Annotated in this window: 2 protein-coding genes; both read left to right on the top strand. The window is 69.6% G+C overall.

Annotated features, from left to right (window positions below; translation table 11 throughout):
* Positions 1-289 precede the first annotated feature (289 nt).
* Positions 290-6,898, top strand: coding sequence for a non-ribosomal peptide synthetase (locus P3H15_RS05430; protein WP_276136300.1), 6,609 nt, complete (start codon positions 290-292; stop codon positions 6,896-6,898).
* Complete coding sequence (locus P3H15_RS05435) at positions 6,895-14,640, top strand: non-ribosomal peptide synthetase (RefSeq protein ID WP_276136301.1); 7,746 nt, start codon at positions 6,895-6,897, stop codon at positions 14,638-14,640. The genes P3H15_RS05430 and P3H15_RS05435 overlap by 4 nt, the downstream gene beginning before the upstream one ends.
* Positions 14,641-14,717 lie beyond the last annotated feature (77 nt).

Genomic DNA, 14,717 nt, shown 5'->3' on the forward strand with positions numbered 1-14,717 from the left:
GCACATGTGTTCGCGTCAATGCGGTGGCCGGGTGGATCGTTGGAGGCGGTCGAAGTCGGGCATTCCGACGCGGACCGTTGCGCCTCTGCTGCTGAAGTCACGCTCGGTAGGTTAGCCTAATCAACAGCGGTGTAGGGCATCTCGGTTCTCGCCGAGGGAGCGACCCACTCCGGCGGATTTCTGGTGTAGGGTTCCCTAACTCTCAGGGTAGGTTTACCTAAACTTTTCTCTTTCATGTGTGGATCACGGGCAACTAAGGGGCTGGGCTGTGCATCGGCAGGCGACAAGTGTGGACGACGTGCGGGCGGTCGTGGCGGAGGCGCTCGGAGTTGAGCAATCAACGATCGGAGGTGGCGCCAACCTGTTCGAACTCGGTCTCGAATCACTCGTCGTGATGAGGTTGGTGGGTCGATGGCGCCGAGACGGGCTGATAGTGACGTTCGCCGATCTCGCTGCCGAGCCGACCGTTGCGGCTTGGTCCTCGATTCTGACCACCGCGGATGTGCCCGTCGTGACCGATGCCGCCCCGCGTGCGCACTCGGATTCCGGAGATACGTTCGACCTGGCAGTTCTGCAACACGCCTACTGGGTGGGGCGCGGCGGTGACCAGACCCTCGGGGGCGTGGCACCACACCTGTACACAGAGTTCGACGGCCCGAGTGTCGATCCCGCTCGGCTGCGGACCGCACTGGATGCGGTGACCGCCCGGCACGGAATGCTCCGCGCCCGTATCACCGACAACGGCAGGCAGCAGATTCTACCGACCTCCGGCCGTCGCCCCCTGACCGTCACGGATCTCGCGGCCGCCGACACCGCCACCGTCGAGGCGCACCTCGCCGCCGCCCGACACCGACTGTCGCACCAGATGCTCGATATCGAGGCGGGGGAGGTGTTTTCGGCCGAACTGACTCTCCTGCCCGGCGACCGATCACGGCTGCACCTCGACGTCGACATGATCGCCGGGGACGCGGTCAGCTACCGCATCCTGCTCGACGACATCGCCCGGGCATACGGCGGGGAGACGTTGCCGCTCATCGAATACGACTATGGTCGCTACCTGGCGGATCGTCCGGCGGAGCGGCGCGCATCCCGGGCCGCTGCCGAAACCTACTGGCGCGGCCGCCTCGACGAGCTGCCCGGGGCACCGTCGTTGCCGCTGGTCGACGGCGATGCCGGCGCGGCCCGAGCGACCCGCCTCGCCTTCCATCTCGACGCCGCCGGCTACGACCGACTGCGCTCGGCGGCTCGGGCCTACGGGGTCACACCCGCGGTGGCAGTGGCCACAGCCTTCGCCGAGGTGATCGGCGCCTGGTCCCGAGAATCCCGATTCCTGTTGAACGTCCCGATGTTCGACCGTGCCCACACCCACCCCGACGTCGCAAAACTGGTCGGCGACTTCTCCAGCTCGGTGATGCTCGACGTCGACCTCACCGACGATCTGCCGTTCGTGGACCGGGCACGCGCCGTTCAGGCGACCCTGCACGCGGACGCCTCCCACGTCGACTACTCCGGTGTCGAGGTCCTCCGCGACCTGGGCCGATCGCGCGGTGAACAGGTTCTCGCTCCGGTCGTGTTCACGAGCGCCCTCAGCCTGGGCGAGCTCTTCCATCGGCGGGTTCGCGAGACGTTCGGCGACCCGGTATGGATCATCTCCCAAGGGCCCCAGGTGGTTCTGGACGCGCAGATCACCGAACTCGACGGCGGCCTGCTGGTCAACTGGGATGTCCGCGAGAACGAGTTCCTCCCCGGTGTTCCTGCCGCGATGTTCGACGCGTTCGAGCGGTTGGTGTCGTTGATCGTCGACGGTGGAACAGGTTTCTGGAATTCCGCGATTCCGGCGCTGCTGCCCGACACCCAGGCCCTCATCCGGGAGCCCGCGCCGATCGACAGCCATCCGGGCGACTTCCCGGCGGGTGCATCACCGGCACTGCTGCATGCCGGCTTCTTCGAGCGGGCCGCGGCCACACCGGATGCGGTGGCCCTGACGTGGGCTTCGGGAACCGTGATGACGTACGGCGCTCTCGCGGACGGTGCCCTGCGCGTCGCCGCGGCACTCGCCTCCACCGGGGTCACCGCGGGTGATGCGGTGGGGATCACCTTGCCCAAGGGGCCGGACCAGGTGATCGCCGTCTTGGGTGTCCTCGCCGCCGGCGCGGTCTACGTCCCCATCGGGGTGGATCAGCCACGCTCGCGCGCGGACCTCATCGCCGACGCGGCGCAGTTCCGCACCGTGATCGGGCGCGACCTCTCGATGTCCGACGCCCTCACCCACAATCCGATTGCCCGGCCACACCTCGGGTCCCCGGACGATGCGGCCTACATGATCTTCACCTCCGGGTCGACCGGCCGGCCCAAGGGCGTCGTCGTTCCGCACGTGGCGGCGATGAACACGATCGGCGACCTCGTCGACCGCTACGACCTGGACGAGTCCTACCGGCCGCTGTGCCTGTCCGAGTTGGACTTCGACCTGTGCACGTTCGACCTGTTCTCCTGCCTGTCCGTCGGCGGCACCGCCGTGCTGATCGAGGAGCACGAGCGTAAGGATCCCCAGCGCTGGGCCCACATGATCGTCGAGGACCAGGTCAGTGTCCTGAGCTGTGTGCCTCCGCTGCTCGACATGATCCTGTCCACCGGGGTCGATCTGGGGGACACCCTGAAGGTGGTCATGCTCGGCGGGGACAAGGTGACCGTCGATCTGTACCGCCGTCTGACCGCAGCCGTACCGGGATGCCGGTTCGCCGGGCTCGGCGGCGCCACCGAAACCGCGATCCACAACAGCATCTGCGAGGTGCGCTTCGTCGACCCCCGCTGGCGGACGGTCCCGTTCGGTTCACCGCTGCGGAACATGGCGTTCCGGGTGGTCGACCGACACGGCCGGGATGTTCCGCAGTGGGTCGGCGGCGAACTGTGGGTATCCGGCATCGGCTTGGCCACCGGATACCTCAACGACCCGCAGCGGACCGCCGAACGATTCGTCCAGGCGCGCGGTCGCCGCTGGTACCGCACCGGCGACCTGGTGCGCTACGTCGAGGACGGCATGGTCGAGTTCCTCGGCCGCATCGACAACCAGGTGAAGATCAACGGCTTCCGCATCGAACTCGGCGAGGTCGAGGCCGTGATGAACCAGGACCGTGACATCATCTCCGCCGCCGCGGCACTCGACACGGCCGGATCGCCGATCCTGGTCGCCGCCGCAGTCCTGACCGGTGATGCCGGGGCCTCGGCCGACGCCGTCCTCGATCGGCTGGCGGGTTCGCTTCCGGCGCACATGGTCCCGGACCGGATCGTCGTCACCAGCGCGCTGCCGGTGACGGTCAACGGCAAGATCGACCGTGACGCGATCGTGGCCAGTGCACGCGAGCTGTCCGATTCGCAGCGCCGCGCCGCCCACCTCGCTCCCCGCACGCCGCTGGAGACGACCATCGCGGACGTGTGGCGAGCCGTGCTGGGTGTCGACCGCGTCGGCGTGACCGACACCCTGTTCGCGCTCGGCGGCGACTCGGTCCTCGCCACCACGATCGTCGCACGACTGCGCGAGCGCCTGAACACCGACGCGGTGACGGTGCGGATGGTGTTCGCTGCGCCCACCGTCGCGGGACTCGCCGACAAGATCACGGAATTGGGCGACCCGGGTGGCAGGTCGTCGACGGCATCCCCCGATGCGCCGCTGCTGACGCTCACCGGGACCGAGCGCGAGGCCGTCACCGATCGATTCGGCGACGTCGAGGACATCTGGCCCCTGTCGCCACTGCAACGGGGGTTGGTCTACCAGGTCCGCATCGACCCCGCCGCGACATTGCTGTACGCGGTGCAGAACGTCGCCGCCCTCGACCGGCGCCTCGACGACGAGCGAATCCGCAATGCGGTGGCCCGGGTGGTCGCCGAGAACCCCACGCTGCGAGCGGCGTTCACGTTCACCGAGGCCGGCGAGCCGGTGCAGGTGATCCGGCGTTCGGCCGCCGCACCCGTGCGCGTGATCGACCTGTCCGGCCACCCGGACGCCGAGCGCCAGGTGGCGCACGAACTCGCGAACGACCGGGCGACCGGGTACGACATCGACGCACCTCCACTCTTCCGGGTGACCGTCCTGCACCTGCCCGGTGGCCAGGACCGGCTGGTGGTCAACTACTGGTTCGGCGCCTTCGACGGCACCTCGTCGTGGCTTTTGGCCGACCGGATCCTCGACCTGCACGACGACCGCCCCGCGCCCGCGCCCGCGACGAGCTACCGCGATCACCTCGCCTGGCTCACACGTCGTGACCCCGAGGAATCGGCGGCGGTGTGGCGGGACGTGTTCGCGGACTTCGACTCTCCGACCCTGCTGACCGACCGCACCACAGACCGCGACGGATCGCTCCTGCCGCGGCGCCTCGAGCGCCTGCTATCGGGGGAATCGTCGGCACGTCTGGTCGAGATCGCCCGCACGGCCCAGGTCACCCCGTTCACGGTGCTCGCCGCCGCGTGGGGTGCGGTATTGACGACCGTCACCGGCCGCCAGGATGTCGTGTTCGGCACTGCCCTGTCCGGACGCCCCATCGATGTTCCCGGCAGCGACCGCACCATCGGCGCCTTCATCGACACGGTGCCGGTGCGCGCCACCGCCCGCGGAGCCGACACGGCGACGACACTGGCCACCCGGATCCAGGACCAGCGGCTCGATCTGATGCCGCACGACCACATCGGCCTCGGCGCCATCCAGAAGTCCATCGGACTCGGCGAGCTGTTCGACACCCTCCTCGTGCTGCGCAACGCGGCGACCCCCGATACGGGAACCACGCCCCGGATGCGCCACCTGTCGACGGTCGATGGCTCGGAATTCCCGATCTCGATCGCGATCGACCCCGGTGAGCGGTTGAACCTCAGCATCACGTACCTGCCCGACGCGGTCGACGAGTCACGGGCGCGTGAGCTCCTCGACCGGTTCCACGACGCCCTCGAGACGATCGCCGCGAATCCCGACCGCCCTCTCGCCCGCTGGGCGAGCGGTGCCACACCCGACCCCGCGTGTTTCACCGGGACACCCGACGTGACGATCGCCGAAATGCTCGCGGACCGGGCCCGGCAGATCCCGGACACGACCGCCCTCGTGTTGGGGGAGGAATCGGTGACCTTCGGCGCGCTCGACGCCCGCATAGATTCGTTCGCCGCCGCACTCGCCCGTCGCGGCGCCCGTCCGGAGCGCATCGTCGCACTCGCCCTGCCCCGCACGGTGGACATGGTCGTGGCGCTGTTCGCTGTGCTGCGAACCGGGGCCGCGTACCTGCCGCTCGAACTCGATCATCCGACCGAGCGGCTGAACGTGATGCTCGCAGACGCACAACCGGACCTCCTGGTGACCACGTCCGCCGTTTCGGCGCGCCCCTTCGTCACCGACGCCGACGTGCTGGTGATCGACCATGCTGCCACGGCGACGGAACTGCTTTCGGGTGCACGGCTCACCGATGCGGATCTCGCTGCCTTCGCGCCGGGCATCCCGGGTCGGCTCGCGCATCCGGCGTACGTCATCTACACCTCCGGGTCGACGGGCGCACCGAAGGGCGTCGTCACGCCCTACCGCGGCCTGACCAACATGCAGATCAACCACCGCAGCAGGATCTTTGCGCCGACAATCGCCGCCGCCGACGGCCGGACACTGCGCATCGCGCACACCGTTTCCTTCTCCTTCGACATGTCGTGGGAAGAACTGCTCTGGCTCGTGGAAGGCCACGAGGTCCACATCTGCGACGAGGACCTGCGCCGCGACGCACCAGGGCTGGCCGCGTACTGCGCACAACGGGAAATCGACGTCGTCAACGTCACCCCGACCTATGCCCAACTGCTCCTCGACCACGGCATCCTCGACGGCGAGCACCGACTGCCGCTCGTGCTCCTCGGTGGCGAGGCAGTCCCCGACACGTTGTGGTCGCGGCTGCAGGCCGAATCCGGCGTCGAAGGCTACAACCTGTACGGGCCCACCGAATACACGATCAACGCCCTCGGCGGCGGCACTGCGGACAGTGCGACGGCGACGATCGGCGCGCCGATCACCGAGACCCGCGCCTACGTCCTCGACGGCTGGCTGCGGCCCACCCCGGACGGTGCGATCGGCGAGCTGTATCTCGCCGGCGCCGGTCTCGCCCGCGGCTACCTCGGACGATTCGGTGTGACCGCATCCGCGTTCGTGGCGGATCCCTGGTCCGACGGCGGCCGGATGTACCGCACCGGCGACCTCGTGCGAGTACGTCCGGACGGTCTCTACGATTACTGCGGGCGCGCCGACGACCAGGTGAAGATTCGCGGCTATCGCGTCGAACTCGGCGAGGTCGAGGCGGCCGTGACGGCATGCCCCGGGATCGTCGCAGCGGTGGTCCGCGCGGTCCCCGCGGCGGGATCGGGGGGCCGGCAACTGGCCGCGTACGTCGTCTCCGACGGCGCGGCCGATCGGGAGGAACTGTTCGCCACGATCCGCGACCGCCTCGCCACCCGGCTGCCGGACTACATGGTGCCGACCCGGTTTGCCCTCATCGACCGAATCCCGATGACGGTCAACGGCAAACTGGACCTACGGGCACTGCCGGCACCGGATTCCACCGGTGACAGCTACCAGGCGCCACGTACCCCCGTCGAAATCGTGCTGTGCGAGATCGCCGCTCGCATCCTCGGCATCGAGCAAGTGGGCATCGACGACGACTTCTTCGGTCTCGGCGGCGACAGCATCTCCTCACTCGCAGTGGCATCGGCAGCGCGGACCGCCGGTATCGCGCTCACCCCACGCGCGATCATGCACAAGCGCACCGTGCGACTGTTCGGCGCCGACGTGACCGTCGACGACACACCGCTGACCGAACTCACACCGGCGACGGTCACGGTTACCGACCTCAGCTCCGACGAACTCGACGAGTTCGAGGGCAGCCTGTGAGCCGGCAGCAGCCGGTGAACACGACGCCGGGCGAATCCAAGATCCTCCAGGTCTTGCCGCTGACGGCGCTGCAGACCGGCATGTACCTGCAGTCCTCGCTCGCGGTGCCGGCACGGGATCCGTACCTGTCACAGACCGTGGTCACGTTCCGATCGCCGATCGACGCCGCGGTCCTCACGTCGAGTATCACCGCGATGCTCGACCGCTACCCCCACCTGAAAGCGGTGCTCCGACAGCGGGCGAACGGCACGCTCGTCTGGGTGGTGCCGCGCGCGACGGACCCGGAGACCACGACAGCCGATCCGGGAGCAGACCCGGAAGCGATCCGAGCGGCCGATCGCGCCGCCGGGTTCGAATTCCTCCGCCGGCCGCTGATCCGGTTCACGATCATCGATCGCACGCTGGTGATCACCTACCACCACAGCCTGATGGACGGCTGGTCGGAAGCGGTGTTCGTCCGCGAACTCCTCCAGACCCACGATGCCGGCGGCACCACCGACCGCCTCGTCCCCGCCGTCGAATTCGGCCGCTACCTCGGGTGGACGGCCGCGCAGGACGTCGACGCAGCCCGCGCACAGTGGGCTGCGTACCTCGACGGGCTCGACGCGCCGACACTCGTTGCGGCCGGTGCCGGTGCCGGTGCCGGTGCCGACGAGCACACCGCGATCCGGATCGACGCGGACCTGCCGGCGGACCTGGCAGATCGGGTCGCGTTGTGCGCGAAAGACGCCGGGGTCACCGTGAACGTGGTGGTGCAACTCGCGTGGGCCCTTGTCCTGTCCGGGTTGACGGCGCAGCGGGACATCGTATTCGGCATGGCCGCGTCCATCCGCCCCTACGACCTTCCCGGCGCGGAGTCGATCGTCGGGCTGCTACTCAACACCGTCCCGGTGCGCGTGACGATCGACCCCACTGTCACCACCCGCGACCTGCTCACGAGCATGCAAGCCGGTCACCTCGACCTCGACGAACACCGCCACCTCGGGTTGTCCGACATCGCGCGGACCACGCCGCACCCGACACTGTTCGACACGGCGGTCGTGTACCAGAACTATCCCAGCGCCGTCCCGGACGACGATGCGGGCGTCGACGACGTCACGGTGCTCGGTGCACCCATGAGTTTCCCCCTCGCGCTGGTCGCCGGACCGGATCCCCGCCTGTGGGCGTTCGTCGTGTACCGGCCCGGCGCGGTCGATGCCGCGGTCGCGGCCACTCTCGTCAACCGATTCGCGGCCCTGCTCGACACGCTGACCCGCGAGCTCGATGCACCGGTGGTGCGGGCGCTCACCACGCTCCGACCGGACCCCGGTCAGCTCGAGCCCGGCCCCCTCGTCGCCATCGAACCACTCGAACGGCAACTCGCGGAACGGTTCGCGGCGTCCGCCGACGACGTCGCTCTCGTCTCCGGTGACGTCACCGTCACCTACGGCGCCCTCGCCCGGCGCGTTGCGGACCTGTCCGCACACCTTCGCCGCGTCGGCGCCGGACCCGAAACACCGGTGGCGGTGGCGCTGCCACGCGGGGTCGACATGGTCGCCGCGCTGCTCGCGGTCCTCGACGTCGGCGCGGCGGTGGTGCCCATCGACACCCGGTACCCCCGCGAGCGCATCGCCTTCCTGATGACCGACGCCGACCCACACGCCGTGATCGTGCACCCGGACACCGCCGGCATCCTGGACCATCTCGCGCCCGATGCCGTGCGTATCACCGTCTCCGACAGCGAAAGCGGTTCCGGGCCGACGCCGTTCACCACCACCCGGAACGGCAGCCTGCCCGCCTATCTGGTCTACACCTCCGGGTCGACGGGCACACCGAAGGGCGTACTGGGCACCCGCGACGGATTGGCGAGCAGATTGCAGTGGGCCGTGCATCGCTGGGGCAGCCCGCGGAGCCGGCTCGCGAAGAGTTCACTGAGCTTCATCGACGGCACCACCGAACTCCTGACCGGCCTGCTCGCCGGCCAGAAAGTGATCGTCGCCCGCGACGACGAGTTCACCGACGCCTACGCTCTGGCCCGGCTGACCGCCGCCCACACGGCCGCCCAGATCACCGCGGTCGGCTCCCTTGCCGCTGCACTGAGCGACGTCGCCGCAGCCGAGACCGCCACGGTGACGCATTGGATCGTCAGCGGCGAAACCCTGACCCCCGGCGTCGTCGACTCGATCGCGCGCGCCTGCCCCACCACACGCCTGACCAACTCGTACGGCTCATCGGAGGTGGCCGGTGACGTCGCCACCCACGACGTCACTCTCCCCGCGGCCGGATCCACCCCGGCGAGCGCCGTCGGGTGCGCCGTCCCGAACACCACCCTGCGGATCCTCGACGAGTTCCTCGTCCCCACCCCGCCGGGCGCGGTCGGGGAGGTCTATGTCGCCGGGATCCAGCTCGCCCGCGGCTATCACCGCGCCCCGTCGGCGACGGCAACCCGATTCGTCGCGGATCCGAGCAGCCGCGCGGGGGAGCGGATGTACCGCACCGGTGACCGTGGACGACAGCTGCCGAACGGCACCCTCGACATCATCGGTCGCACCGATCGGCAGGTCAAGATCCGCGGCCACCGCATCGAACTCGCCGAGGTCGAAGCGGCCGTCGCGGCGAGCGGACTCGTCGACGACGTCGCCGTGATCGCCGTACCGGACGGTGCCGGGCGAGAACGCCTCGCCGGATTCGTGGTTCCCGCCGGACGCGACGCCGCGGACACGGTCGGCGCCGACCTCGCCGCACTGCTACGCCGGCGACTGCCCGAGTACATGGTTCCCGCGGCCTGGGTGCCACAGGAGACGCTCCCGACCACACCGAACGGCAAACTGGACCGACTCACCCTCGCCCGCATCCCGATTCCGGTGGACTCCGCCGAAGGCGCCGCACCACGATCGCCCGCCGAACGCGTCGTGGCGTCGATACTGGCCGATCTCGCCGGCCTCGACGTGGCCGCTGTGACAGTCGAGGACGACTTCTTCGCGCTCGGCGGCGACAGCATCGCCGCCATCTCGTTCGTGCACCGCGCCGCCCGAGAGGGCGTCGTGCTCACCACCGCGGACATCTTCGCCGGACGGACGGTCGAGGCCATCGCGGCCCGCGCAGCCACCACCCGCACGGACGACGCTGCCGCGGCGGATCACGCATCGGCTCCGCTCGCAGTCCTCGACGATGCGGAACTCGCGGAACTGGCGGCCGCCGGGATCGACCCGGCCGACGTCCGCCCCGCGACCCCGCTGCAGCAGGGCATCGTGTTCCAGTCGGTGACCGCCGCCGACGACACCGACGAGATCTACATCATCGCCACCGAATTCGAGGTGACCGGCGAACTCGACGGTCCCCGGTTCGACGCGGCGCTGAGCGCACTGCTCGACCGCCACCCGAGCCTACGGTCACGGTTCGTGACCCTACGGTCGGGCCGGACCGTCGCCGTGCTGCAACACGGTCGGAACATTGCGGTCCGGCGGACGACGGTCGACCCTCTCGACGGACCGGAGGCCGCGGCGTTCGCCGCACAGGATCGGCGCACATTCGATGTCGAGAACTCGCTCCTGATCCGGGTCACCGTGCTCGACGAGTCGCCGACCCGGCACCGAGTGATCGTGACGATGCATCACCTGCTCGTGGACGGATGGTCGATGGGTACCGTCGGCACCGAACTGTTCCGCCTCTACCAGGGCGGAACCCTCGACGCCCCGGCCTCGTTCGACGGCTACCTGCGCTGGCTGGCCGCTCGCGATTCCGAGCAGTCGACGGCGGCGTGGCGACAGGTGGTCGCCCCCGGCCCCGCGTCGCAGCAGCGCCCGGTGCGACCCTGCCTGGTCTCCGATGCGGCCGGCCGGCCCTCACGAGTCGACGCCGAGGAGATCGTCGTCGATCTCACCGCCGAGCGCACCGCCGCGCTCGCGCGCACGGCGGCCGGGTTCGGTTCGACACTGAGCGAACTGGTGCACGTGGCATGGGCGGTGGCACTGTCGGGTGTCACCGGTCAGAGCGACGTGGTGTTCGGCTCGACGGTGTCCGGGCGGCCCGCCGGACTGGACCGCTCCAGCGACATGGTCGGACTCTTCGTCAACACCATCCCCGTGCGGGTCGACGTCCCGGCGCACGCCACGGTGGCCGATGTCCTGGGCCGGCTCCGCGAGCAGACGGTATCGATTCTCGACCATCACCACGTGGGTCTCGCCGATATCCAGCGACTCGCCGGCGTCGGCCAGTTGTTCGACACCCTCGTGGTATTCGAGAACTTCGCTGCAGCGGACACCTCCGGCATCGACTCCGACGACTTCTCGGTCCGCGTCGGCGACTTCCACACGATGACGCACTACCCGATCACCGTGACCGTCTTCCCGGGGGAGCGGCTCCGCGTCGTCGTCGAGTACCGGCCGGACCTGGTCGAGGCAGGGCGAGCCGCGACGATGAGTGCATCGCTGCACGCGGTTCTCGCCTCGATGCTCTCCCCGGGATCCGGGCGGGTCGCGGGTCTTCCGCTGGTGGACGACGCTGCGCGGCAGCGCATCCTGACCGACTTCGCCGGAACGAGCTCACCCTACCCGGGCGGCACCCTGGTCGAGGTCCTGGACGCGCAGTGCGCCCGCACCCCCGACGCGGTCGCGGTGACGGACGCGCGCACGACGCTCACCTTCGCCGAACTCGGCGCACGGGCCAACCGCATCGCCCGCGCGCTCATCCGGTCGGGGGTGGGCGCCGAGGACGTGGTCGTCGTGCCCGCGACACGATCGGCGTACACGATCGCCACGATCGTCGCGGTGATGCGATCCGGGGCCGCGTATCTGCCGATCGAACCCGACGCGCCCGCCGAGCGGACCCAGCGCATCATCGACAGCGCCCGGCCGGCGGCGATCGTGACGGGACCGGCGGACCTCCCTGCCGACAACGCACTACTGAGCGGTGCTGTGTCTCTCGGTCGGTGCCGGATCCTCGACTCCTCGACCCTCGCCGAATCCGACGACGATCACCGCGACATCACCGATGCCGAACGCCGCACCCCGATCCACCCGGAGTCACCGGTGTACCTGATCTACACCTCCGGCACCACGGGGACACCCAAGGGAGTCGTCGTCCCGCATCGCGGGCTGGCGAACCTGTACTTCAGTCACCGTGCGAGAGTGCACGACCCAGCGGTGGCGCGGACCGGTCGCGCGCAACTGAACGTCGGTCACGCGTGGTCACTGGCGTTCGACGCGTCGTGGCAGCCGCAGCTGTGGCTGTTCGGCGGCCACGCCGTCCACGTGTTCGACCGCGATCGCGTCACCGACCCGAGTGCACTGCTCGGCGAACTGCACCGGGTGTCGGCGGACTTCGTCGAGGTGGTCCCGTCGCTGCTCGAACACCTGATCCGCGCCGGCCTCGGTCGCGAGATCGGCACCCTCGGCGTCGGCGGTGAAGCGGTGTCCCGGGAGCTCTGGGATCGGATGCGTGCGCTCGATTCGGTGGTGCTGCACAACTTTTACGGCCCCACCGAGGCAACGGTGGACGCGGTCCATGTCGCCACCGACGAGTCGGATGCGCCGCGCATCGGCAGGCCGGTCGCGGGGCTGCGCGCGTATGTCCTCGACGCCGCACTGCGTCCGGTTCCCACCGGGGTGGTCGGTGAGCTGTACATCGGTGGACCCGGTGTGGTCCGCGGCTACCGAGACGCCCCCGCACAGACTGCGCAGCACTTCACGGCGGACCCGTTCGCCGCCGACGGCACCCGGATGTACCGCACCGGCGATCTGGTGTCGTGGACCGACGGAGGTCTGCTCGACTACATCGGTCGCGCCGATCACCAGGTCAAGATCCGGGGTCACCGCGTGGAACTCGGCGAGGTGGAACACTGCCTGCGCTCCCTCGCCGGGGTGGCCGATGCCCGTGTCGTCGCACGCGCCGAACGGTTGTCGGCACACGTCATCCCGGAGCCGGCACGCACGCTCGACGTCCGGGAACTGCGTGCCGGTGTCGCCGAGCGGCTGCCCGCCTACATGGTGCCCGTCGCGTACTCGATCCTCGACCGTTTCCCGCTGCTGCCCAACGGAAAACTCGACCTCACCGCCCTGCCGGACGGTCAGGTCCCCGACCGGGCGCCGAGTCCGCCGGAGACCGAACTCGAACGCCGGTTGTGCGCCGAGATCGCCGACCTGCTGCACGTTCCCGACATCGGAACGGACGACGACTTCTTCGACCTCGGTGGCGACAGCATCATGTCGATGGAGTTGTCGGCGCGACTGCGCGCAGGCGGTCTGACGGTGTCACCACGGGACGTGCTGACCAAGCGCACGGTGCGCAAGCTCGCGGCGGGGCCGGTGGAGTCGACGGGCCCGTCGGGCGAATCGCCGTACTCCTGCGTCTCGCCGTACGGCGAGGTCCCATCCACTCCGATCGTGACCTGGCTCGCCGAACTCGACGGCCCGGTCGAACAGATCTCGCAGGCGGTGCTGCTGCGGGTTCCCGCCGACCTGACCGTGGACGCGATCCTGGCAATGGCGAACACCCTCACGCGCCGGCATCCGGTGTTGCGGGCACGATTCGACGGGGCACACCTGTTCGTCCCCGAGCCCGGTGACGTCCCGGACGACTGGCTGTCGGAACTGGATGTCGCGGCACTGCCCGACGACGCCGTCCGCGACGCGGTTCGGACGGCGTCGCGCGCAGCGAAGGCACGGCTGCGCCCCGCCGACGGCCGGATGATGGATCTGGTCTGGCTCAGGCGCAACGGCGGCGAGCCCGGAGAACTTCTGATCACCCTCCATCACCTCGTGGTGGACGGAGTGTCGTGGCGGGTCTTGTTGCCGGACCTCGCCGCCGCCCGCGATCACGGCCCGGGCGCCGTGGTTGCACCGGCGCCCCAGTCGTTCCGGCAGTGGGCGCACGCCGTGCACGATCACGCGCACTCGGACGCGATCCTGGCCGATCTCGACCATTGGTCGTCGATCGGCGCCGCAGGCGCACCGCTCCCGCTGATTCGCCCGATCGATCCCGCCGTCGATGTGGGCGCCACCGTGCAGCGGGCATCGTTCACGGTGGCGGCGGAGGAGACGGCGCGCCTGCTGACCGGGATATCGGAGGTGTTCGGTGGGTCGATCGACGATGTCCTGCTGGGCACGTTCACCGCGGCGCTCGTCGCCTGGTCGGGTGCCGGGACCGGGGACGGCGACATCGAGTTCGTCCTCGACATCGAGGGGCACGGCCGCGGGGAGGTGGGAGCGAGCGCTGTCGACGGATCGGGAGTGGTGGGCTGGCTCACCGACGTCCATCCGATCCGGGTCGCCGCGCGTGCCGATCGGCACGACGCCCTCGTCGCCGGATCAGAGGACGCGGTACGCGATCTCGTTGCCGCTGCCCGCCGCAGCCGGTCCGCGGTTCCGGGAGACGGATCGTCATACGGGGCATTGCGTTACCTGAATCCGTGCGGGCGTGCGGTGCTCGGGAGATTGCCGTCGGCCGCGGTGGAATTCAACTATCTCGGCCGATTCGATCTCGGCGGTGGCGATGCCGGAGGTGCCTTCGGGGCGAGCCCGTTCCGGGAGAGCATGGACGACGGACTCGGTGCGACCGTGCCGTGTGCGTATCCCCTGGTGGTGGACAGCTACGTGCACGACCGGAGGCAGGCGGACGGTGGGGCCGTCTCCACGCTGGGTGCGACGGTGTCGTGGCCCGGGGGAGTGGTGCCCGACGTGCCCCGACTGGTGGATGCCTGGGCAGCCGCGTTGCGGTCCGTTGCCGAGATCGTGGCGGCGGCGACCGACGAAAAGAGCAACTGAGGCAAGGGTTACCTTTGTGTTACTTTGTACGCGCCGTCGCCCACCGGGGCGCACGGTCAGATCGAACGGTCGAGAGG

Source organism: Rhodococcus sp. T2V (assembly GCF_029269925.1).
In the GTDB taxonomy this organism is placed as follows: Bacteria; Actinomycetota; Actinomycetes; order Mycobacteriales; family Mycobacteriaceae; genus Rhodococcus_F; species Rhodococcus_F koreensis.